Source organism: Nocardia sp. NPDC023852, assembly GCF_040639505.1.
Classification (GTDB): Bacteria; Actinomycetota; Actinomycetes; order Mycobacteriales; family Mycobacteriaceae; genus Nocardia.
Genome location: NZ_JBFAAB010000001.1, coordinates 361,425 through 383,272 on the forward strand (window position 1 = coordinate 361,425; position 21,848 = coordinate 383,272).

Below are 21,848 nucleotides of genomic sequence, written 5' to 3' on the forward strand. Positions count from 1 at the left end.
GCGCGCCGCCGAGTTCGAAGCTATCTTCATCGCAGCGACGATGAGCCCTCCCGGTATCGAACCCCCGCTAGAGTTGCGATGACACGGAAAAGAGGCGGTTGCCCGATGAGTAGTGTGAACATAGTCCCCGACCTCGCGCAACGTATCGCCAGTGTGGTTCGCCAGATGATGGGAGAAATCCGGCCACAACTGATCGATGCTGCGCTGACCGGTCGTCGCGCGGAAAATGAGAATTGCGCCATTCCGACAATTTCCTGTCCGATTATGACCTGTGGATGCATGAACGCTACAAAGAGGTGTTAGTCGAACACATCCCCTCGTTCATCTACGCCTCAGAGGAAGCTGATCCGGAAGTCATCGGAGATGAATCCGACCCGGATTTATGCGTGCTGGTCGATCCTCTGGACACTAGTGAGCTGGCCGTGCGCGGACTATACGGATACACACATATATTGGTCTACTCACGTACTCTGGCTCGGCCTGTTGCCGCTGTGGTCGGCGATATTTTTCACCATGTTCAGATATATTTAGCGTTCCGCGATGTCAGTGGTGGCGATTGCGCGTTCATCATTACCGAAGACGGCGATGAGCACCTTCTCGACAGGCCGTCGAGCGCGAGCCTTACCGAGGCATTGGTCACCAACTACATGATGCGCCCCGAGCAACGATTCCAGCCACTTGCTGTGCAGCAGGAGTTCATAAATGCGCTCAGCGCACCGGCTCGGGATGGAAAAGCAAGGGGTCGTATCGGTGTCGATTTCGGATCGATTGGCCTGTGTCACGTAGCCGCCGGGTTCTCCGACGCTATGATCGAATTCGCAAAGGGATTCGCAATCTGGGACCTATCCCCAGGGCACTATATTCTGCACGCTGCAGGGGGTAGCGTGATCGATCTTTACGGAGCGCTAATTCCGTTGGACTATGATCTGGGCTCATTGTCCGAAATCAAGAGCGCAATGAAGCGACGTCAAAAATTCATTGCTGCCGGAAATATCGAACTCGCAAACGAAATCCGCACAACGCTTCATACCTGAGACCTGTCAGCAGCTCATGGGGTCCGGTGGATGCCTGGCGTCTGCCGGGTTCGTCGTGTCGGGTGCGGCGGCCGTGATGCCGAACCAGCGGAACCAATCCCTCGCGATAGTCGACTTTTTCATTCCTGTGCACGTCCGGTTACGTGCGCCGACCTGGGGACGACGGTTCCGAGCGTTGTCTTCGACCGCAGGTCAAGAGATTTCGTGAAGAAGCCTTCGACGTTGGTATCCGCCAGAACCTTTGGCGCACCGCCAGGGAAGTGGGCTTCTTCCGTGTCGGCGACCTGGCGCACCGCGATCGTTCGGCCGAGCGTCTTCGCCAAGCATTATTGCTCGGGGACGATGAATATCGCAGCGCCCGTGCGGATGTACTCGCGGTCCTCGTGTCCGTTCGCCGCCGGGGCGACCGCCGCGACCAAGATCAACCGGACCGCCGTGGCCACGACACCGGCTCCGTGAACAGCCACTGAAGAAGCCGTGCGAGCGGCGCATGGTGGAGGCGAAGTGTGAGCGCGGCCTCCGTGGTGTGCCTCTCGTCGTTTTGTGGCGGGCAGGAGAAGAGAGAGCGGTGCTCTTGACTTTGGGTCCGGTCGGTGGAACGCTTCTCTCAATAGAGAGCAGTGCTCGCAAATAAGGAGTAAGTCATGGACCTCGGCACCCGCTACATCGGCCCCTCCGGCATCGATCCGATCATGAACCGGATCGCTAATCTGCTGCCCAAGCTGGGGATCAGCGTGATGGGATCGCGCCTGCTCGCGGTTCGGGGACGCAAGAGCGGCGAGTGGCGGACCACGATGGTGAACCTGATGGTGCGGGAGGACGGCGCCCGCTTCCTCGTCGCACCGCGAGGGCACACACAGTGGGTGCGCAACCTGCGTGTCGCGGGTGGCGGCGAGCTGCGGCTCGGCCGCAAGGTCGAGGCGTTCGCCGCCACCGAGATCGCCGACGCCGACAAGGTGCCAATGCTGCGGCTTTACCTGCGGAAGTGGGGCTGGGAGGTCGGCAAGTTCTTCGAGGGCGTGACCAAAGACGCGACCGACGAGGAGCTTGCCGCCATCGCGCCCGGCTTTCCGGTGTTCCAGATCAAGTGACGAATCGCCGGTGTCGTCAAGCCCGATCGAGGCGAACTCGACCGGCTCACACCGAGCGGGCGAGGAATTCGATCGCGGCGGCGTAGCCCTGGATTCCCATACCCGCGACCACCGCGGTGGCGATCGGGGAGATGTAGGAGTGGTGCCGGAACTCCTCTCGTGCGTGCACATTGCTGATGTGCACCTCGACGATCGGGAGCTCCGGTATCACCAGTGCGTCCCGCAGCGCCACCGAGGTGTGGGTGAGGCCGCCGGGATTGATGACGATGCCCGACTCGACGCCGCGCGCCTGATGGATTCGATCGATTAGCGCGCCCTCGGAATTGGACTGGAAGGCGACGATCTCCCGGTCGAATCTCGCCGCAGTCTGCTTGCACAGTTCCACGACGTCGTCGAGCGACGCCGACCCGTACACCTCCGGCTGACGGGTGCCGAGCATATTCAGATTGGGGCCGTTGAGGACGAGGATCAGGCCCGGTGTCGCGTCGACGGTCGCCGGAGCCATGCACGCAACACTACAGCGTGTCTCCCGGTGAGGGTCGGTAGACACCGTCCTTCTCGGACGTCCTCTACGCACGCCGATATGGCGTGGGTGTTGGTTCCCGCGTCATTCGGGCCGGTTTCACCCACACGAGTGTGTGGGCCAGTGCCTTCCCGTCGGCGGGCGTTGGTGACCGGGGCTCGCGCTTCGGGCTCCCGGACCTGGGAGACATGGTGTTGTTCGCCCCAGGCGGCGAGGTTGACCGCGGCATTGCGATCGCGGTCGAGATGGTGTCCGTTCCCGCACCGGAAAACCCGGTCGGCCAGTGTCAGCTCACGGTTTCGGGTTCCGCAGCGAGAACAGAGCTGGCTGGAGGGATACCAGCGATCAGCGAGGACGACTGTGCCGCCGCGCCAAGCCTGCTTGTAGAAGACCTGGCGGGCGAATTCAGCCCACCCCGCGTCGCTGATCGCCCGCGCCAGATGCCGGTTGCGTAGCATTCCGGCGGTATTCAGGTCTTCCAGGACGAGCCGGTCGTGGGTTTTGACCAGCTTGTTGGAGGCCTGATGCAGGAAATGGTGGCGAATATCGCGGACGCGTGCGTGGTGGCGACCCAACCGGGCGGTTGCCTGTCGTCTGTTGCCGGAACCCTCAATTTCCGTGACACCGCCTTCGCAAGGCGCCGTTGCTTGCGCATCCCGGCTGCCAACGCTTTCGGTGGATCAGTGATTCGCGCGAGCTCGGGCCCGTCTCCGGTCGCGGCGACCAGGAACGCCGACGACCCGCGATCGACCCCCACCCAGCCACCATGATCCCCATCCCCGCGGGATGGGTGACACCGGCCGGGGTGCAGGTCGGCGGCTTCAGCATTCAGCGTGACCCACCACCGCCCGGCCCTCTGGCTGAGTGGGGCGAACAGGATCTTCGCTCGACCGGTCGCCAGCATCCGCCGTATGCGGCGTGTGTCATCGTGGACTCGCACCGTCCCGATTCCCGGCAGGGTCACTGATCGTGGACAGTTGTTGTCACCGACCCTGATCGCGGGGCGACGTCCCTGGGAGTGCTTGTTGCGCAACCGGAAAGAGCGAGATGTTGCGGTCTTCTTCTTGAACCGAGGGAACCCGATCCGACGGCCCTTGCGGGTACCGCGACGAGAGTCCGCCCAGCTCGCCAGCGCCCGCCACAATCGATGGCCGCTTCCTCGAACACCTGCTGGCACACCTGATCACGCCACACCAAACCGGTCACCACCACCGTGGCGGTGCCGTTGGTATCGACGGCGAAGACCCGCCCGGCATCCTCGGATTTCTTCCACCGGTTGAAATGGTTGATCAGATCGAACCCCGACTACGGCACCGACACCCTGGGCTCAGTCTTGCGGGCGGTCAACGCCGACTTCACCGCATGCAGGCATTGATTGAACGCGAACCGCGCCGCCCCGGCATGCCGCGACAGCACTGTCCGCTGTTCGACCGTCGGGTCCAAGCAGAACCGAATGATGTGTGCCGCACCACATCAGCAGCATGCCACCAGCCACTGACAACAATAGCCCGCATCGACCTCACCGCAGCATTGGCCCTAGCTAGACCCGACCGCCCTACAATCCCTGGGGCCCTTCCGAACGTAGGTCGTCCACTTTGCGCATCGCGTCGCGCAGTTCCGCCAGCCACGACTCAGCGTGTTTGCCCGCCAGTTTCACCGTCCAAGCCAGCGCGTCGGCGCGGGAACGGGCGACCCCAGCGTCGACCAGGGTATCGAGCACCTTTCGTTCCGGCTGACGCAGCCGGGTCATGACGGGAACGGCCAGGTGGGTGAACATGATCCGTTCCCCGTCCACTGAGACGCCCCAGGCGACATTGCGCTGGTAGCGGTGCTGCGCCTCGTTCGCGATCTGCATGCGGGCCGGACGAGTGGACTCGCGGAACCGGGCGACGGCGCCCTCTTTGGTCGCGCGCGGAACTTCGTCGGTCGGCGCTTCCGCATCGCCTTTGCCGGCGGCTGCCGTTTTCTCGGATTGCGGGATCGGCAACTCGCCGATGACGACGATCTCGTCCCGGTCCACTTCGATGACCGGCGGACCGGTGAACCAGTCGCTCGGCAATCGTCCGGCGAACCAGTCGGACACATCCGCGGGGTCTGGAAGGTCGGCCTGCTGCCAGCCTCCTGGTCGTCCGAAACCCCGTCCGCGGTGTGCGTTTCTCATGAGGATCACCTACTTACTATGGTGCTGCGCTGTTGTTGATTACAAGATTACGTCGCAAAGCGCAGTGGTGGTTCCGCCCTGCGCGAACAGGATTCGGTCCTCGACTTCGGCGCTTGGAACGGCGCGCTGGGGGTACCTAAAAAGACACAATCGCCGAGAGCGGGACCAAGTGCACGACTTCGCGCGGAGGCCGGTACGGTAGCGGCGCCGGGTAGGTGGACAAGATCGTGAACGGTCTCCCGAGATGGAGGGTTTCGGGCACAATCAGGATCCTGAGCATGGATAACGTCCTCACTACGGAGGCGAAACGGGTAGGTCTATTCGGGTACGGTGGTCTTGTTACTGAAGTGACAAGAGTGAAGAGTGGGCGACATGGATGTGTGGGGATCTCGCCGCTTTCGCGTTCGGGGCGTAATGGCACTCATGGGGGTGGCATTACTCGCGATCGGGATCGGCTCGTGCGGGATACACGAGAAGCAGAGTGAAGCCGAGACTGTTGTCGAACGCTTCACCGATCTGCTCGACGATCAGGACTACGCCAAAGCGGCGGACCTGACGTCGTACCCCACGGCGGCCTCGGCAACGTTGAAGCAAATGTTCGAGGGCCTCCATCCGGGCAAGGTCGACTACCGGAAGACCCAATTCATCGGTCTCGACGCCGAGTCCGCGATCTTCAGCATGGACGTCGAATGGACCTTCGGTGAGCAGAAGACCTGGAACTACAGCCTGCAGGGCAATGTCCGCAAGTTGGCCATCGGCTGGCGGATCTCCTGGGAGCCCACGCTCGCCATGCCGCAGCTTTCGCACAATCGCACCGTCCGGCTGGTGCGAACCCTGCCGTCGCCCGCGCCTCGGGTCAACGACATCGCCGGTGAGCCGCTGATGACCGAGCAGATCATCAACGTGATCAAGCTCGACCCCGCGAAGACGGCGGACCCGGTCGCCTCGACCGACGCGCTGGCCAGGGCCATCGAGCCGGTCGCGCCGCTGATCACCGGGGCATCGCTCATGCAACAGCTGGCCGCCTCGCAGGGCAAGCCGGTGGTCGCGGTGAATCTGCGTGAAGGCGATTTCGCCATCCTGGAACCGCGGATGGCGCCGATTCCCGGCGTGGTCATGGAGAAGCAGCCGCGGCTGATCTCCGCCGACCGCCGGGTCTGGTCGCCGATGCTGGACGCGCTGCGCAAGGTGCAGCAGGAAAGCCAGGAGGCGCACTCGGGGTGGGGTGTCCAACTTTTCGAGCAGGACGGACGGTTCGTCGGTCAGCTCGCCGGCCAGCAGGGCCCGCCGGGACCGGACATCGCGGGCACCATGGACCAGCGCCTGCAGCGCGCCGCCGAGGACGCGGTGGTCAGCGTGGGCACGCCCGCCTCGATCGTGGCGATCCAGCCCTCCAGCGGGGCGGTGGTCTCGGTCGCGCAGAACAGTTACGCCACCGAGCACGGCCCGGTGGCTTTCACCGGGCTCTACCCGGTCGGCGGGAACATCGAGCTGTTCCGTCTCGTCGCCGCGGTGGCAAAAGGCAAGCCGCCGCAGGACGTTTCGGTGCAGGACGCGGCCGAAGCGGCGACCAGCCTCGGGGTCGGTATCGACTTCAAAGTGCCGGGCCTCGATGAGGTGACCGGCAGGCTCGCGATCGCCGGACGCAGCGCCGAGCAGGTGCGCCAGGGCGGCGGTTCGGACGCGGTGCTGGCCAGCCCATTCGGGATGGCGATCGCCGCGGCAGCCATCGCGCGCGGCTCGGTGCCGCCGCCGATGATCGAGGTCGCCCGGTCCAGCACCACCGACGCCCAGCTCGGTCCGCTGTCGCCCGAGGCCATCGACCGGCTGCGTGGAAGGCTGCGTGACGCGACGAACGCGCCCGAACTCGCCAGTGTGCGGCGCTACCGGGACATCAACGCGTTCGCCGCGACCGCGGGCCCGGACGGCTGGCTCATCGGGACCATGGGCGACTTGGCCTTCGCTGTCCACATCAGCGACGTGGACAGCGGCGACGCGACCGCTCGGATGGCGGCCAGGATGTTGCAGGCGCTGGCGACTCCAGAACCTTGATCAGTTCAAGGCTTTGATCGCCGCGCGCCAGCCGAGCAGGAACAGTGCGAGCACCGCGCTCGCGACCAGCACGAAACTGAATGCTGTTCCCTGACCGCTCACCACACGCAGCAGCATGCCGCCGCCGACGGTGCCCAGCCAGACCAGGATCCCGGTCGGCCACGGGGCAATGCCGTCGAACCGCTCATGGCCGACCTTGCCGATCTGTCGGCCGACCACGGCGGCGATGGTCCAGCCGGCCGCGAGTCCGATCGCGAAAGGCCACAGGGTGCGCAGCAGTCCGGCGAGTAGCGCTTCGTCGTGGCTGCGCCTGCCGATCACACAGAAGAGGACGACGAGCAGCGCGTCTGCCACCAGCGGCACCAGTTTCCTCACGGGGAAAGCGTAGTGGGCACACCGGGACCGCACCCTCCGACACCACGGTCGCGGGGTTTGCTTGCCGGTGGTGAATCGCCGGAACGCTACCGCTTTGGATTACAGTCGCCGCTGCTCGAATTCCTTTTCGAACTCTGCGTCATCGGCCTGCCGGGTGCGGAACCGGAACAGGAAGACGATCCAGCCGACGATGGCGACCAGGATGAAGCTCACCAGACGGTACACGAACGCCGCGGCGACCGCCTGTGCGGCGGGCAGCCCTGCGGCCGCGGTGAGTCCGTATATCAGCGTCGCGTCCACATAGACGATGCCGCCGGGCGCGAACGGAATCGAGCCGACCGCCTTGCCCACCGCGAACGCGAGCAGCAGGCCTGCGACCCGCGGGTCCGCGCCCACCGCGTAACACGCCGCCCCGAGGCAGGCCACGTCGGCGAACCGGTGCACCAGCGCCCACACCGTGACCCATGCGCCGTCACGCTTGCCGAGGTCCACCGATTCCAGCTGGCCGAGCACATCGGCGATCTTGCCGGCGCCCTCGTCCGGCGGCCGCTTGCGCAACCGGTTGGCCAGCGTGAGTAACCTGCGCAGCAGCGTGTCCAGCGAGCCGGGATGGCGCGAGACATGGTTTCCCGCCCAGACCAAAGCAGCGACGGCGGCCAGCGAGAGGATCAGCTTGAACGGGCCGATTCGGCCACCGGCCAGCAGCGTTCCACCCACGCCGAGCAGCGCCAGACCCACCGCCGCGACCACGCCGGAGAAGACCAGCTGCCATGAGGCGACGATCGGGCTCGCGCCCCAGCGCCTGGTCTGTCGATAGGTGAAGGCGGTGGAGAACACCTGGCCCGCGGGCAGGGTCACCGACATGGCGGTCGCGCCGTAGAGCACCGCGACGGATTTGCGCTGACTGACGGCGACGCCACCCGCATTGAGCAGTCGTTTCTGCACCCTCGCGAAACCGCTCATCGACAACGCCTGCATCCAGACGCAGGCCGCCACCCAGCCCCAATGGATCTCGGTGAGTTTTCGCCAGGATTCGTGCAGACGCGGCCAGAGATACACGCCCTCGGCGATCAGCAACGCCAGCAGGGCGACGCCGAGCACCCATTTGAGCCACCAGAATTTGCCACGGCGGGAATTCGCCGTGGGCGGCGGCGCAGGTTGTCCTGCCAGTTCCCCGTTGGCCGTCACGCCGTCAGCCTAACGAACGCACCGTTTCGACGTCTGCATCGTCGCGCGCGTCGGCCCCGTCTTTCGGCCAGGCCAACAGCGTTTTTCTGCGCCTGCCGCGCAGCTGTACCTCGTCGCCGGTCTCCCACTGGTCCTGCTCGCTTTCCTCGGCGAAATACAGTGCGCTGCCCGAGGCAAGTGTCCGGCCGGGCCGGTCTTTGGCCAGTTCGGTGAGTCGGGACGCCTCGTTGACCGGGTCTCCGATCACGGTGTATTCGAAACGGTTGGCGGCACCGATATTTCCGGCGACGGCAAGACCCGCCGATACACCGATTCCGATATCGAGACCCGGAACTTCCCGCAACGTTTCGCGTAGTTCGCGCGCGGCGGCCAGCGCTGCGGTCGGCGCGTCCGGCCGGTCCAGCGGTGCGCCGAAGATGGCCAGCGCCGCGTCACCGACGAACTTGTTCACGAAGCCGTTGTGGCGGTCGATCACATCGACCACGATGCGGAAGAACTCGTTGAGCAGGCTCACCACCTCGGTGGGCGGGCGCTCGGCCGCGGTCGCGGTGGAACCGACCATGTCGACGAACAGGACCGCGACGAACCTGGTCTCGCCACCGAGCTCGGTGCCGTAGTCGAGAGCGCGCTGTGCCACCTCCTCGCCGACGTGCTGGCCGAACAACTCTTGCAGCTGACGGCGCTTGGCGGCCTCCTCCATCATCCTGTTGAAGCCGACCTGCAGCAGCCCGATCTCGCTGCCGTCGAAGACCTCGACCTGCACGTCACGCGCGCCGCCCTGCACCCGGTCGATGGCCTGGCTGAGCTGTCGCACCGGGTCGGAGATGCTGGAGCCGGTGAGCATGGACAGCGCGAGGGCCTGCATGATCACCACGCCACACAGCAGCAGGATGGAGATGGCCAGCGACTGCGCGGAGAACTTCACCTCCGAGGAGATCTGGGTGACGCACAGCAGCACGATGGCGATGGTCGGAGCGAAGGTCCCCATGCCCCAGGTCATCGCCATCCTGGTGCCGACGCCCGGGGTGAGGGTGTGGTCGAAGATCCCCTCGGTCAGCGCCTGGGCCGCGACCGGGCGCAGGATGCGTTCGCCCAGCATGTAGGTGAAGCCGAACACGATGGTGGCGGCCATGCATTCGGTGATGATCACCGCGCCCGCCAGCGCGGGGGTGTCCTTGATGATCACTGCCGCGAGAATCGCGCCGCCGATCAGCCACAGTGCCAGATGCAGGATCGCCTGGCGTAGCGGCGCGTGCAGCGCGGCCATCTGCTCTTGGCGGCTGGGCGGTCCGCCGCGCATCTGCCAGCGCATCACCGGACGCAGCATCAGCGCGGAGGCGGCCATGCTGAGCAGGCCGCCGGTCGCGAAGACCAGAGCCGGAATCAGCAGGCCGGTGCGCCTGGCACCGGAGGCCTCACCCTCGGGGACCGGTAGCCCGTACTGGATGAACGCCCACACCAGAACCGCGCCGAAAGCATTCGCCAGCAGCATCGATGTCAGGTACAGCGGCCAGCGCGTTCGCATGGTCTGTTTGACCGCTTCCAAAGGCGCCGACACGAGACCAATCTAGCGTTTCGATCATGTGAGCATGCTCGCGGCGCTGGACGCCCACCAGGGCGTTGCCCCGGCCTTGCTCGGCCCGGCGGGGCTGATGGCGGACAGAGTCCGGCTGCGCCCGTTAGGCTCACGGAGATGACCCAACCGAAGTCCAGTTCACCGCGGAAGGGCGGCCTGACGGGGCCCGCAGCGGAAGCGGTGCATCCGATCGTGCGCGTCTCGGCGGAGTGGGGCTGGCGGTTGCTGGTGCTGTTCGCGCTTGCGATCGCGCTCGCGACGATCGTGCAAAGACTGGCCACGGTGGTCATCCCGCTCGCCATCGCGCTGCTCGCGGCCGCGCTGCTCGCGCCATTGGTGGATTGGACGCAGCGGCTGGGGGTGCCTCGCGCGGTGGGGGTCTTCGTCGCGCTGGTCGGGTCGCTCGGCGTGGTCGCGGGCATCATGACCTTCGTTGTCGAGCAGTTCGTCGCCGGTGTGCCGCAGCTGACCGACGAGTTCACCCACAGCATCCATCAGATCCAGGACTGGCTGATCAGCGGGCCGCTGCAAATGAGCAACGAGCAAATCCGCAACGCGGGCGACACCATCGTCAAGGCCATCCAGTCCAATCAGGACAGCCTGACCAGCGGCGCGCTCACCACCGCGACCGTCATCGGCGAATTGCTCACCGGTATCTTTCTGACATTGTTCATCCTCATCTTCTTCCTCTACAGCGGGGATCAGATCTGGCAGTTCGTCACCAGGATCATCCCAACCGGGCAGCGCGAGCGTGTGCGCACCGCGGGGCAGCTCGGGTTCGGGACGTTGGTCGGGTTCGTCCGCGCGACCGTGGCGGTCGCGGCGGTGGACGCCATCGGCATCGGTGCGGGGCTCGGCATTCTCGGTGTGCCGCTGGCGCTTCCGCTGGCATCGCTGGTGTTCATCGGCGCGTTCATCCCGATCATCGGCGCCTTCCTCGCCGGGTTCATCGCGGTGTTCATCGCGCTGGTGACCAAGGGCCTGGTCACCGCCCTGATCGTGCTCGGAATCATCATCGCGGTGATGCAGCTCGAGGGCCATGTGCTGCAGCCGCTACTGCTCGGCCGGGCGGTCAGCATCCATCCGCTCGCCGTGGTGCTGGCGATCACCGCGGGCGTTGTGCTCGGCGGGATCGCGGGTGGTCTGCTTGCCGTGCCGTTCGTCGCGGTGATGAACACGGCGATCCGGTCGCTGCTGGCGGACAGTCCCGAGGAGCTGTTCGAGGAACTGCGGACCGGCGACGAACACCGCAAGCTGTATTCGGCCGAACCGGATCAACCCGATCCCGGCCGGTTCGACGTGGCGGCGACGCTGGTCGAGGCGGCGGAGAAGGCGGAGTCCCCCGCCACCGGTACGGAACCCGATGACGGCGCGTCGAAGGGCTGAGCCGCGCTCGGCCGATGTGGCGACCACGCCGCTGTGGCGGGCAGCCCAGGCGCTGCGGCTGGTGACGCTGCTGTACGCGGTCGGCCAGCAGATCGCCTCAGCACCGCACTACACGAACCAGCGGCTGAGTTGGGTGCTCATCGCACTGATGGCGGTGTGGTCGGGCGTATCGGCGATCATGTCGGCGCAATGGAATTTCCCCGATGTGGTCCGGCTGCGCGGCTGGGTGGTGGCCGGCGACCACGTGGTGGTGATCGGAATGATGGCCGCCACGCGGCTGGTTGCCGACTACGACTGGTACCACGGGCATCAGACGCTGCCGACGACGCTCTGGGCCACCAATGCCGTGATCGGGGCCGCGATCCTGCGCGGTCCGATCGCAGGCGTGCTGTCCGGCGCGCTGATCTCCTCGGTGGCGCTGACCGTACGCGACCAGTGGGGACAGGACGTGTGGGCGGATGCGACCGTGCCAGTGCTCGTCTCGGTCGGACTGGCACTGGGGCTTGCCGCCAACACCGCGCGCCGCGCCCAGGATCAGTTGGAGCGTGCCGTGCGCCTGACCGCGGCCACCGAAGAGCGCGAACGTCTTTCGCGTGAGGTGCACGACGGTGTGTTGCAGGTGCTCAGCTACATCAAGCGGCGCGGAATCGAGATCGGCGGCAGCACCGCGGAATTGGCGCACCGGGCCGGCGAACAAGAAGTGGCGCTGCGGGTGTTGCTCTCCGAGCAGGCCGATCGCGGCGACTCCGGCGGGGCCGAGGTCGATCTCCGGCCTTTGCTGACCGCGCAAGCCACGCCGAAGGTGTCGGTGTCGACGCCCGGCACTCCGGTTCAGGTCGGTCGATGGGCGGCGAACGAGATCGCTGCGGCCGTCGCCACGGCGCTGTCGAATGTCGACCTGCACGCCGGTCACGACGCGAATGCCTATGTGCTGCTGGAAGACACCGGGGACGAGCTGGTGGTCACCGTGCGCGACGACGGCATCGGCATCCCGCCGGGACGGCTTGCCGAGGCGGAAGCCGAAGGGCGGCTGGGAGTGTCGCGGTCGATCGTCGGGCGGATCGCGGCGCTCGACGGGAGCGCGGACCTGCTGACCGAGATCGACGGAGGCGTCGGGTTCGGCACCGAATGGGAATTCCGGGTGCCGCGGACATGAGCGAGCGTAGCGTGCGAACAACAGGCACAGTCGCGCATCGTTCGGTCACGCGAACAATGGACACAGCCGAGTTTTCGGTCATGGTGGAGCTGAGCGCAGGCGAGCTGCCCCAATGAGCGAACACAGGAGGCGCGGATGACGGACGAGGCGGCTCGGACCATTTCGGTGATGGTGGTGGACGACCACCCGATGTGGCGGGAAGGCGTGTCCCGGGACCTCACCGAGGCCGGATTTCGGGTGACGGCGACGGCCGACGGCGTCGGCGCGGCGAGCAGGCGGGCCGCGGCGGTGCGACCGGACGTGGTGCTGATGGATATGCAGCTGCCCGACGGCAACGGGGCGCAGGCCACCGCCGAGGTGCTTCGGGTGTCGCCGGAGAGCCGGGTGCTGGTGCTCTCGGCGTCGGCCGAGCGCGCCGACGTGCTCGAGGCGATCAAGGCGGGTGCGTCGGGATACCTTGTGAAGAGCGCGTCGGCGGCGGAGCTGATCGCGGCCGTGCGCGCGACCGCCGCTGGTCAGCCGGTGTTCACGCCCGGACTTGCTGGGCTCGTGCTCGGCGAGTACCGGCGGATGGCCACCGCACCGGCTCAGCCAGACGAGCCGCACCGGCCCGCGCTCACCGAACGGGAGACCGAGGTGCTCCGGATGGTGGCGAAAGGAATGTCCGCCAAGCAGATCGCGTCACGGCTCGGACTCAGCCATCGCACGGTCGAGAACCATGTACAGGCCACGCTGCGAAAACTGCAGCTGGCGAACCGGGTCGAACTGACCCGCTACGCCATCGAGCAGGGGCTCGAATAATCGGAGGATGCAACCCGCGGAGGCGCCGTGGATCGGGGATCGCCCTGATGTGTCCGGAGTCGAACGCTCGGTAACCTCGACGGTATGGGCGGCCCCGAATCGGTATCCAATGCGGTCGGCTCCGGCGGCGGAGTGGGCGACCGGGACCTGCGCGTATCCGACGTAGAGCGCGAACACGTCGGTCAACTGCTGCAGCGCGCCGTCGGGCTCGGCATGCTCTCGCTCGGCGAGTTCACCGAGCGGATGGACACCGCGCTGGTCGCCAAGACCCGTGGGGAACTGAACGCGGTGCTCATTGATCTGCCCGGCGTCCGGCTGGTCGGCCGGCCTGTCGTACCGCCCCCGACCTTCGTGAACACGTCACCCTCGTTGGTCAAGAACCAGCCCGGCACCGTGACCGCGGGCAGCGTGATCCGTGCCCGGATGTCCGGGGTGCACCGGCGCGGCCCGTGGCAGGTGGCGCCCTCGCTGTACTTGAACGCCTGGTTGTCCGGCGTCACCTTGGACTTCACCGAGGCGATCATGTCCACCCAGGTCGTCGAGCTGCGCGTCGACGACTACTGCAGTTCGCTCAACCTGATCGTGCCCGCGGCGGCGACGGTCGACCTGAACGGTCTGGACCTGCTCGGCTCCAGTGTGAACAACAAGGTCCGCACCGGACCGCCGCTGGGGCCGTTGCACCTGGTGGTGCACGGGCGGATGCGGTTCGGGTCGGTGACCGCCAAGCACCCGTTCATCGCGCACTGGCACCGTTTGATGGGCCGCTGAGCCGGAGTTCAGACGGCCGTCCGTTCCGCGCCGTCGGATAGTCGGTGTAGCCATTGCCCGAATCGTGAGCGGTTGTCGGCGACTCATTTCAGGCAGCCGTTCCTTGCGGAGCGGCAGTCCCTGTCGGATCAGCGCTGGTCGCGGTGGCATTCAGTATGATGAAACTTGACATCGATGTGAGGTTCGAGTCGGAATGTGAAAGGCGTGGTGTGAGATGCGCATCGGGGAGCTTGCCGCACGCACCGGCGTCAGCGAGCGGTCGCTGCGCTACTACGAGGAACAGGGGATGCTGGTCGCCGACCGCACGCCCGGCGGCCATCGCGACTACCCGGAACAGGCGGTGGATCGGGTCATCCACATTCAGGAGTTGCTCGCGGCGGGCCTCACCAGCAAGAAGATCGCACGGATCCTGCCCTGCATGCGGGACGCGGACGGCGGCCCCAACCAGTACGCCACCCCGAAACTGGTGGCCGAGCTGGAGACCGAGCGGGACCGCATCACCCGCACCATCGCCGATCTCGTTCGCTCGCGCGAAGTGCTCGACGAGGTGATCGATCGGGCGGCCGACCGGGCGGTCTAGGTGTCGCCCCCGAGGCGCCGTGTGAACGTGCGCAGCGGCACCCGCCGATCGCGCTGAAAGCCGGTGGCGACCATCGATCCGGTTTCGAAACGGCCACATTGTGGGGCGGAATGGGCGACGTGGCCGATGTCGGGTAGATATCGGCTCTCTACCGGGGGTTTCTACTCATGCTCGGAAGAGGCGGCGGCACTGAGCATAGGGCTATGACTACATCAATCGATCCGGCGCTGATTTCGCGGCTTTCCGGTGAGTTCGCTGTGTTGGGGACGCAGATGGGTGCGCTCGGGCGTGATCTGGAGTTGCTGCGTGAGCAGGTGGCGACGGGTTCGGCTGCAGTGCGGAGGGGCCAGGCTCCTGGTCATGCGGGCGGTCTGGCGTCGGATGGGACTGACGCGTCCGCTTCCCGTGGGGATGCGGCTTCTGCGTCCGGTGGGCTCGAGGTCCCGGTGGGAGAGCGGGGCTCGGTTTCGACCCCGTCCGGTGGGTCGATGGCGGTGCCACCACCTTGGCCCGGGCATGCTCCGATTGCCGGAGGGGGGATTCCCGTGTCGCCCGCGTACGTTCCGCGTTTCGCCGCGCCGCCCGGCGGTGGCTGGGGTGGAGGTGCTTCGTGGTCGCCGAATGCGCGCGGGCCGATACCGGGAGTCGTGCCGCCGCGTCCGCCCGTCCCGCCGCGTGCACGTGCGCCTCGGGCTCCGCGGACCCCATGGTGGCAGCGGGACGGTGTGATCAGTCGAATTCTGGCGGTGGCCGGCGTTGCGGTGACCCTGATCGGTGTGGTGATGCTGCTGGTACTTGCCGCGCAAGCCGGATTCTTCGGGCCGGTGCCGAGAGTTGCTGCCGGTGCGGTGTTCTCGGCGGTACTGGTGGGTGCGGGTGCGCGCGTGTTCGGGCGGACCGGAGGACGGGTTGGCGGTATCGCACTGGCGGCCACCGGTATCGCGGGCGCATACCTGGATGTCGTCGCTGTGACTGCGATCTATCACTGGCTGCACCCGGTGCTCGGGTATGCGGTGGCTCTCGGTGTCGCGGCCGCCGGCATCGGGGTGGCGATGCAGTGGCGGTCACAGCCGTTGGCGGTGCTGGTCGTGCTCGGTGCTGCGCTCCTCTCGCCGGTGTTGACCACCGGGCTGGTGCTGCTCGCGTTCTTGATCGTGCTGCAGTTGGCCTGCGTGCCGGTGCATATGGTTCGGAAGTGGCCGTATCTGCACGCGGCGCGGACGGTACCCGCCGTGCTGGCGACGTTCGTGTTCGTCGCGGGAGCGGTACTCGACGGTCCCGCTCCGGAAGAGCGGGTATGGCTGCTCACGGCCGCAGCGGCGGTCGCGCTGGTCGGGCTCGCCGGGACGATCGTCGTCGTGCGGCGCGCTCCCACCGACCTCACCGCCTCGCTGATGACAGCGCTGGCGACGGTGCCGATGCTGACCGCGCCGGGTATGTACCACCAGCGGCTCAGCGCGGTGATCGTCGCGTCCGCCACGGCCGCGGTGCTGCTGCTCGTCGCCGTGGCGCCCATGGTGCCGAAACTTCGAGAGCAGGCGAGGATTCCGGCGCACACGGCCGGGGTCGCCGCCGTGGCGGGCTCGATCGCAGTGCTCGAGGCGTGCCTCGGCGCGACCCGGCCGCACACCTTGCCCATCGCCTGGTTCCTGGTGGCGCTGGCCTTCCTCGGCGTGGCCGGTCAACAGCGGTCCCGGGTCCCGGCGGGAATCGGAGCGATCTTCGCCGTGCTCGGCGGGTTGGCGCTGCTGAACGTCGCGGGGCCGGAAATCCTTGCTTCGCAGCAGCGTTCGGAGATGATCCTCGGCGTGGCTACCGTGCTCGGCGCGGTGCTCGCGCTCGCGGTGGTCGCGGTGGCGCTGTGGTGTGCGCGGCGACTGCCCGGCACGGCGACGAGCAGCGGGGTGCAGTGGATCGCCGCGAGTGCGGCCGGTCTCTACGCCGTGACCGCCACGACGGTGTCCATCGGTGTCGCGACCGGCTCGCGGAACGGATTCCTCATCGGCCACAGTGCCGCGACGATCTTGTGGATGTCCGGCGCCACCGCTGCCCTTTTGTTCGGCCTCCGCAGGCTCGCCAGCTCACCCGCCGTGACGAGACTCGCCCTTGGCTCCGGATTGTTGGTCACCGCAGCCGCTTTGGCCAAGCTTTTCCTCTTCGACCTGGCCACCCTGGACGGTCTGGTCCGCGTCGCCGCGTTCCTGATCGTGGGCGTCCTGCTCCTCCTGGCCGGAACTCGCTACGCGCGCACCTTCGCCGAGGTGGGAGCGGGACGCGATTCAGGCGATGCGGCGGCCCGTTGACACGACGCAGACCACGGACAGTGATGCTCACCGATGCCCCGAACCCCACACTCGACGGCGATGGTTGTTCACTCGCGATCGCGGCGGCGCAGCAGTTCGTTCACGCTGACCGTGCGTCCATCGCCGCCATGGTGGCGGCCTTCGTCGGGCTTGCCGATGGGGCGACGGGAGGAGCGGAGTTCGGCCATCCAGTTCTCGATGCTGCTGCGGTTGCTGTCCGACCCGGCAGCGGACTCCGTGGTCGGCTCGGCGTCGGGGGCCGCGTGCTGGGCGGGACTACTGGTGTCGTCGCCCGGGGTACCGGGTGGCCGAGGCTCCGGCGGCGTGGTGGCCCGCCGCGGCGCGCCATCGTGCGCAATGCCCGACTCGACTGTCGGAACCTGTGCCAGGTCCGAGAGCGGTCCCGGCGTCGTGCTCGAGAGCCGGTGCCGTTCCGGCGCGGTGCCCGAGTGCCGGTGTGGTTCTTGGGTGGTGCCCGAGTATCGGTGTGGTTCTGGCGCGGTGTCTGAATGGGGGCGCGGTTCTGGGGCGAAGCTCGAGAGTGGGTGGGGTTCTGAGGCTGCGTTTGAGAGCGGTTGCGGTTCCGGCGCGGCTGCGATCGTCGGGGTCGACCGCGGTTCCGGTGGCAGGACCGACGGCGCGATGTGGCGCGGGTTGTTCTCCGGGGTGGGCATCGAGGGCCCACTTCCGCGTGGCACGTTCGGCTCCCACGGCAGTCCCGCGGACGGATTCGATCGCGGGCTCGTCGGATCGTGCGGAATCGCGGGCATCGACGGCGGTCGTGGGTCACCGAGTGGAGTCCACGGGCGGGGGTGATCACCCTGCGGGGGCAGGGAGTTCGCTTGCGGTGTCGGTCGCGGCCGGGTCGGGTCCAGGGGCGCGGGCGCCTGCGGTGTGGAAGGTGCGGGCACTGCCGCAGGCGGCATCCGGTCCAACCGCCGGGTGGGCGCCTCGGCCTCGATCTCCTCGACTGTGCGCGGCCTGCGCGGCTTACGCGGCACCTTGTTCGGGTCGGCGACCGCGGCCATCTGCATGGTCACCGGGTCGGTGATCGGAGTGGTTTTGACCAGGTCGACGAGCTCGCCGCCGCCGACGCGCTCGTCGTCGAGAATCGGTTCGCCGAGTCCGATCTTCTCCTGCACCTTCTTCATCCAGGCAGGCGCCCACCAGCAGTCGTCGCCCAGGAGTTTCATCGTGGCCGGAACGAGCAGCATGCGCAGCACCGTCGCGTCGATGAACAACGCTGCGATCATGCCGTAGGCGATGTACTGCATCATCACCAGGTCGGAGAAGGCGAACGCGCCGGTGACGACCAGCAGGATCAGTGCCGCCGCGGTGATGATGCGACCGGTCTGCGCGGTACCGATCCGGACCGCCTCGGTCGTGCTCGCCCCCGAGGCGCGCGCCTCGACCATGCGCGACATCAGGAAGACCTCGTAGTCGGTCGACAGACCGTAGATGATCGAGATGATCAGCACCAGCACTGGCGACATGATCGGCTGAGGCGTGAAGTTCAACAGTCGAGCGGCATGACCGTCGACGAAGATCCAGGTCAGGATGCCAAGGGTGGACCCGAGTCCCAGCGCGCTCATCAGCGCCGCCTTGATGGGCAGCACCAGCGATCCGAAGGTCAGGAACATCAGCAGCGTCGTGACCAGCAGCACCAGCCCGATCATCAACGGCATCCGGCCCAGCAGCGCGTCGATACTGTCCTTCTGAATGGCCGGTTGGCCGCCCACCAGCATCGTGACGCCATCGGGCAGTTCCATCGAGCGTAGGAACTCGATGGTCGGATCGGCGTGCTCCGAATCGGTCAGCGTCGTCGCGGTCTTGAAGATGGTGCGATCGTTCGGCGCCGTACTCGGCGGGTAGGCGAATTCTCCCGCGAGCCCGGGCGCCTGGCTCGCGCTCTTGACCGCCTGACCCACCGCGGGTGTCAGGTCGGTGCTGTCGATCACGAAGACCAGTTCGATCGGATCGGACTTGCGCAGCGGGAAGACGCTGTCGAATTCTTTCTGCGCCAGCCGTGTCGCGTTGTCGGGCGGCAGATAACGCTCGTTGATGCCGCCGAACTGAAGATTCTTGACCGGGATGATCAGCAGCAGCAAGACGATGCACAGCGGGATCGCGATCTTGAGCGGGTGCTTCATCACCCATCGGGTGGATCGACCCCAGAACCCGCTCTCCACCTCCTCGGCGGTCTTGGTCTTGCGGAACTTCCTGAAGCCCAACATGTCGACGCGCTTGCCCAGCACACCGAGCATGGCGGGCAACACCGTGATCGAGGTCAGCGCCGCCAGCGTGACCGTCGCGATCGCGCCGTAGGCGACCGATTTGAGAAAGCCTTGCGGGAACAGCAGCATCCCGCCGAGGCTGGCGACGATCATGGTCGCGGAGAACACGACCGTTCGACCGGCGGTCATCACCGATCTGCGCACGGCGGCCCGGGTGCCGTACCCCTCGGCCAGTTCCTCCCGGAATCGGCTCACGATGAACAAGCCGTAGTCGATGGCCAGCCCGAGTCCGATCATCGAAACGACTGGGGAAACGAACGAATTCACCTCGGTGAACTCGGTGATGAGACGGACGATGCCCCATGCGCCGATCACCGTGAGCCCACCGACGATCAGCGGCAGGGCGGCTGCGACGATTCCGCCGAAGATGAAGAACAGCAGCACGGCCACGGCCGGGATGGCGAGGATCTCCATCCGTTTCTGATCGTCGGCCATGGTGTCGTTCAAGGTGCCCGCGACCGCCTGCAACCCGGCAACCTGCACGTCCACGCCCGGGATGTCGAAGACGTCCTTCACCTTGCGGTAGTTGCGCACCATCTCGGTGTCGTTGTCGCCTTTGATGGCGATCGAGGCGAAGGCATACTTCTTGTCCTTCGAACCGAAGAGGCTGGTCTGCGCGGGCGCCGCTTCGGTGCGCCAGTACGTCCCGTTGATCTTGGTGATCTCGTTCGGGTGATCGCGCGGCAGGCTGTTCAGGTTGGCGACGATCTTGCTGCTGAATTCGGGATCGTCGACGGTCTTCCCCTGCGGCGCCGTGTACAGCACGATGACGTCGGAGTTGTGGTCCCGGTCGAATGCCCCGTCCTTGATCTTCGCCGCACGTGCGGATTCAGACGTGGGATCATCCCACCCGCTGGAACTGAGGTGGTCTTCCAGACCGAGGCCGTAGGCACCGAGAGCAAGGAGCCCGGCCATGAGGACGCCGATGGTGGCGAAGCGCAGCCGGTAGACCAGATCGCCCCAGCGTGTGAACACTAAGCGACTCCTTGGGCGGGGCGAGAGGTGAGCAGTGCCGACAGCGGCCGGAACGGCTGCAGCCAAGCACCCTCGTCGGGCAGTGATTCGAGGCTCACTCGGGGCAGCGGTTCACGGAACACGCCCGGAATGTCCTCGAGGTCGATGAATTCGAGAGTATCGGATGTTACGGCCCAACTCGCGTGCTCGCGGAAGCCGAGTACCTGAACCGGCACGCCGGTGGTGGCGAGTTCCTCCAACGGCTCGCGGAATGCCTGGCCGTCGGCCGAGGCGACCATGATGCCGGCCAGGCCCGCACCGCGGCTGCGTAGCGCGATATGCGCCAGCATATCGGCGTCGACATCGGAGTCCTCATCGATCTTCGGTTTCGCGAAGACCGCGTAGCCGACGTTGCGCAGAGCCTCCACCCATGGCCGCACGACGTCCGCGGTGCCCGGTGCGATGTTGGTGAAGACAGTGGCTTCGGGCTCGACCCGGCGCGCGCTGCCGACCGACAGTTCGGCGGTTCTGGCCAGCAGCCATCGGCCGAGCGCGTCGAAACGGGGGCGGTAGGCGGCGGTCGGCCGCCCGCCGAGAATGGCGCCGAGGCCCATGTCGAGGTTCGGGGCGTCCCACACCAGCAGGGCCCGGCGGACGTCCGGCGTCACACCGCCGAGCTCTTCCGCTCCGCCTCCCTGCACCCCCCCGGCAACATCGACCACTTCGTGGGCCATCGCACTGACGCTCATCGGTCGATCTTCCCCCATATGAGCTCCGTGATGGCGCTGCCGGCGCGATGTGCCTTGCCTTCGAATTTCGTGACCGGTCGTTCGAAGCCGATCGGCGCGGTCGCTCGATGCTCGGCGCTGACCCCTCCCGTGGTTTCGTTCAGTCCTCTCAGCATTGGTTCTGCCGTGCCGACCTGGTAGATGTGCTCCGCGTAGCCTGCGTGGTCGGTGGCGACGTGCAACACGCCGCCTGCCTTCAGGCGATTCGCGATCAACGCGACCGTCGCCGGCTGCAGCAGCCGCCGCTTGTGGTGCCGCGCCTTGGGCCACGGGTCGGGGAAGAAGACGCGAACGCCCGTGAGCGATTTCGTGGCAATCATGTTCTCCAGCACATCGACGGCGTCGCCACGCAGCAGCCGGATGTTCTCGATCCGCTCGCGCTCGATGCGCTGCACCAGCTGGGCGAGGCCGGGCTGGTAGACCTCGATGCCGATCAGGTTCAGGTGTGGTTCGGCCTGTGCCATGGCGGCGGTCGCGGTGCCGGTGCCACAACCGATTTCGATTACCAGCGGGGCGTCGCGGCCGAACCAGGCGGACGCGTCCAACGGCTCGTCGGCGACTTCGCGGCCGATCGTCGGCCACATCCGGTCCCAGGATTGCTGCTGGGTCGCGGTCAGCGCGCCACGGCGGGACCTGAAGCTGGTGACCCGTGGATACAGGCGGGAGCCGGTCTTGCGTCGGGGCCCGACTTCAGCCGGAGCCGAAGCTGTGGACGGCGGGCCCGGAACTGACTCGGCAGTATGGTTCGCGGCGTCGTTCACGGCGTCCATTGTCCAGCATCGAGTGATCAGGGCGTCAGTCGGTCGCGCTCGGATCGC

20 protein-coding genes are annotated in these 21,848 nt (G+C 66.7%); 9 read left to right on the forward strand and 11 right to left on the reverse strand.

The genetic code is table 11. The features are described from left to right. Nucleotides 1-233 precede the first annotated feature (233 nt). Complete coding sequence (locus AB0H00_RS01605) at nt 234-1,034, forward strand: inositol monophosphatase family protein (RefSeq protein ID WP_357259093.1); 801 nt, start codon at nt 234-236, stop codon at nt 1,032-1,034. Nucleotides 1,035-1,153: 119 nt separating this feature from the next. Here AB0H00_RS01605 and AB0H00_RS01610 read toward each other — a convergent pair whose 3' ends face one another. Continuing rightward, nucleotides 1,154-1,357 carry a hypothetical protein gene (locus AB0H00_RS01610; protein WP_357259096.1) on the reverse strand — a complete coding sequence of 68 codons (204 nt, stop codon included), beginning with the start codon at nt 1,355-1,357 and terminating at the stop codon, nt 1,154-1,156. Between the two features lie 321 nt (nt 1,358-1,678). Between AB0H00_RS01610 and AB0H00_RS01615 the strand changes: the two genes are divergently transcribed. After that, nucleotides 1,679-2,125 carry a nitroreductase/quinone reductase family protein gene (locus AB0H00_RS01615; protein WP_357259099.1) on the forward strand — a complete coding sequence of 149 codons (447 nt, stop codon included), beginning with the start codon at nt 1,679-1,681 and terminating at the stop codon, nt 2,123-2,125. 46 nt (nt 2,126-2,171) lie between these two features. Here AB0H00_RS01615 and aroQ read toward each other — a convergent pair whose 3' ends face one another. The 4 genes from aroQ to AB0H00_RS01635 all read right to left on the reverse strand — a co-directional run bounded on the left by aroQ (nt 2,172) and on the right by AB0H00_RS01635 (nt 4,809). After that, nucleotides 2,172-2,630, reverse strand: a complete 459-nt coding sequence (gene aroQ, locus AB0H00_RS01620; RefSeq protein WP_357259101.1) for a type II 3-dehydroquinate dehydratase — start codon at nt 2,628-2,630, stop codon at nt 2,172-2,174. Then, nucleotides 2,594-3,262: a transposase gene (locus AB0H00_RS01625; RefSeq protein ID WP_357260368.1), complete on the reverse strand. Its 669-nt coding sequence runs from the start codon at nt 3,260-3,262 to the stop codon at nt 2,594-2,596. Before AB0H00_RS01625 ends, aroQ begins: the two co-directional genes overlap by 37 nt. Before the next feature lie 691 nt (nt 3,263-3,953). Further along, complete coding sequence (locus AB0H00_RS01630; RefSeq protein WP_357259104.1) at nt 3,954-4,091, reverse strand: helix-turn-helix domain-containing protein; 138 nt, start codon at nt 4,089-4,091, stop codon at nt 3,954-3,956. A gap of 112 nt (nt 4,092-4,203) precedes the next feature. Beyond that, nucleotides 4,204-4,809: a hypothetical protein gene (locus AB0H00_RS01635; protein ID WP_357259107.1), complete on the reverse strand. Its 606-nt coding sequence runs from the start codon at nt 4,807-4,809 to the stop codon at nt 4,204-4,206. Nucleotides 4,810-5,232: 423 nt separating this feature from the next. On the opposite strand from AB0H00_RS01635, the gene AB0H00_RS01640 reads away from it, so the two are divergent. Next, nucleotides 5,233-6,861 carry an NTF2-like N-terminal transpeptidase domain-containing protein gene (locus tag AB0H00_RS01640; RefSeq protein ID WP_357259110.1) on the forward strand — a complete coding sequence of 543 codons (1,629 nt, stop codon included), beginning with the start codon at nt 5,233-5,235 and terminating at the stop codon, nt 6,859-6,861. On the opposite strand, the gene AB0H00_RS01645 is transcribed toward AB0H00_RS01640, so the two are convergent. From AB0H00_RS01645 to AB0H00_RS01655, 3 genes are all read right to left on the reverse strand, one after another. Further along, nucleotides 6,862-7,236, reverse strand: coding sequence for a DUF3054 domain-containing protein (locus AB0H00_RS01645; protein ID WP_357259113.1), 375 nt, complete (start codon nt 7,234-7,236; stop codon nt 6,862-6,864). A gap of 99 nt (nt 7,237-7,335) precedes the next feature. Then, nucleotides 7,336-8,424: a YbhN family protein gene (locus AB0H00_RS01650; RefSeq protein WP_357259116.1), complete on the reverse strand. Its 1,089-nt coding sequence runs from the start codon at nt 8,422-8,424 to the stop codon at nt 7,336-7,338. A gap of 4 nt (nt 8,425-8,428) precedes the next feature. Continuing rightward, on the reverse strand, nt 8,429-9,949 hold the full coding sequence (locus AB0H00_RS01655; protein WP_357260371.1) for an adenylate/guanylate cyclase domain-containing protein: 1,521 nt from the start codon (nt 9,947-9,949) through the stop codon (nt 8,429-8,431). Between the two features lie 168 nt (nt 9,950-10,117). On the opposite strand from AB0H00_RS01655, the gene AB0H00_RS01660 reads away from it, so the two are divergent. The 6 genes from AB0H00_RS01660 to AB0H00_RS01685 all read left to right on the forward strand — a co-directional run bounded on the left by AB0H00_RS01660 (nt 10,118) and on the right by AB0H00_RS01685 (nt 16,994). After that, on the forward strand, nt 10,118-11,386 hold the full coding sequence (locus AB0H00_RS01660; RefSeq protein WP_357259119.1) for an AI-2E family transporter: 1,269 nt from the start codon (nt 10,118-10,120) through the stop codon (nt 11,384-11,386). After that, nucleotides 11,364-12,542 carry a DUF5931 domain-containing protein gene (locus AB0H00_RS01665; RefSeq protein ID WP_357259122.1) on the forward strand — a complete coding sequence of 393 codons (1,179 nt, stop codon included), beginning with the start codon at nt 11,364-11,366 and terminating at the stop codon, nt 12,540-12,542. The genes AB0H00_RS01660 and AB0H00_RS01665 overlap by 23 nt, the downstream gene beginning before the upstream one ends. A 135-nt stretch (nt 12,543-12,677) precedes the next feature. Continuing rightward, a complete protein-coding gene (locus AB0H00_RS01670; protein ID WP_357259124.1) occupies nt 12,678-13,343 on the forward strand; it encodes a response regulator transcription factor in 666 nt (221 codons plus the stop codon). Nucleotides 13,344-13,475: 132 nt separating this feature from the next. Next, a complete protein-coding gene (locus tag AB0H00_RS01675) occupies nt 13,476-14,111 on the forward strand; it encodes a DUF1707 domain-containing protein (protein ID WP_357260374.1) in 636 nt (211 codons plus the stop codon). A 214-nt stretch (nt 14,112-14,325) separates the two neighbouring features. Then, entirely contained in the window at nt 14,326-14,691 is a 366-nt protein-coding gene (locus AB0H00_RS01680) for a MerR family transcriptional regulator (RefSeq protein WP_357259127.1), read from the forward strand. A 725-nt stretch (nt 14,692-15,416) separates the two neighbouring features. After that, on the forward strand, nt 15,417-16,994 hold the full coding sequence (locus AB0H00_RS01685) for a DUF2339 domain-containing protein (protein ID WP_357259130.1): 1,578 nt from the start codon (nt 15,417-15,419) through the stop codon (nt 16,992-16,994). Between the two features lie 68 nt (nt 16,995-17,062). Here AB0H00_RS01685 and AB0H00_RS01690 read toward each other — a convergent pair whose 3' ends face one another. The 3 genes from AB0H00_RS01690 to trmB are packed head-to-tail and all read right to left on the reverse strand — an operon-like array spanning nt 17,063 to nt 21,800. After that, on the reverse strand, nt 17,063-20,263 hold the full coding sequence (locus AB0H00_RS01690; RefSeq protein WP_357259132.1) for an MMPL family transporter: 3,201 nt from the start codon (nt 20,261-20,263) through the stop codon (nt 17,063-17,065). Next, nucleotides 20,263-20,991: an NYN domain-containing protein gene (locus tag AB0H00_RS01695; protein ID WP_357259135.1), complete on the reverse strand. Its 729-nt coding sequence runs from the start codon at nt 20,989-20,991 to the stop codon at nt 20,263-20,265. The genes AB0H00_RS01690 and AB0H00_RS01695 overlap by 1 nt, the downstream gene beginning before the upstream one ends. Then, entirely contained in the window at nt 20,988-21,800 is an 813-nt protein-coding gene (trmB, locus tag AB0H00_RS01700) for a tRNA (guanosine(46)-N7)-methyltransferase TrmB (protein ID WP_357259138.1), read from the reverse strand. The genes AB0H00_RS01695 and trmB overlap by 4 nt, the downstream gene beginning before the upstream one ends. Nucleotides 21,801-21,848 lie beyond the last annotated feature (48 nt).

Coding starts and splice junctions, on each gene's coding strand:
- AB0H00_RS01615 (WP_357259099.1), top strand. CDS start 1,679: ATGGACCTCGGCACCCGCTACATCGGCCCCTCCGGCATCGATCCGATC.
- aroQ (WP_357259101.1), bottom strand. CDS start 2,630: ATGGCTCCGGCGACCGTCGACGCGACACCGGGCCTGATCCTCGTCCTC.
- AB0H00_RS01635 (WP_357259107.1), bottom strand. CDS start 4,809: ATGAGAAACGCACACCGCGGACGGGGTTTCGGACGACCAGGAGGCTGG.
- AB0H00_RS01640 (WP_357259110.1), top strand. CDS start 5,233: ATGGGGGTGGCATTACTCGCGATCGGGATCGGCTCGTGCGGGATACAC.
- AB0H00_RS01655 (WP_357260371.1), bottom strand. CDS start 9,949: ATGCGAACGCGCTGGCCGCTGTACCTGACATCGATGCTGCTGGCGAAT.
- AB0H00_RS01660 (WP_357259119.1), top strand. CDS start 10,118: ATGACCCAACCGAAGTCCAGTTCACCGCGGAAGGGCGGCCTGACGGGG.
- AB0H00_RS01665 (WP_357259122.1), top strand. CDS start 11,364: ATGACGGCGCGTCGAAGGGCTGAGCCGCGCTCGGCCGATGTGGCGACC.
- AB0H00_RS01670 (WP_357259124.1), top strand. CDS start 12,678: ATGACGGACGAGGCGGCTCGGACCATTTCGGTGATGGTGGTGGACGAC.
- AB0H00_RS01680 (WP_357259127.1), top strand. CDS start 14,326: ATGCGCATCGGGGAGCTTGCCGCACGCACCGGCGTCAGCGAGCGGTCG.
- AB0H00_RS01695 (WP_357259135.1), bottom strand. CDS start 20,991: ATGAGCGTCAGTGCGATGGCCCACGAAGTGGTCGATGTTGCCGGGGGG.
- trmB (WP_357259138.1), bottom strand. CDS start 21,800: ATGGACGCCGTGAACGACGCCGCGAACCATACTGCCGAGTCAGTTCCG.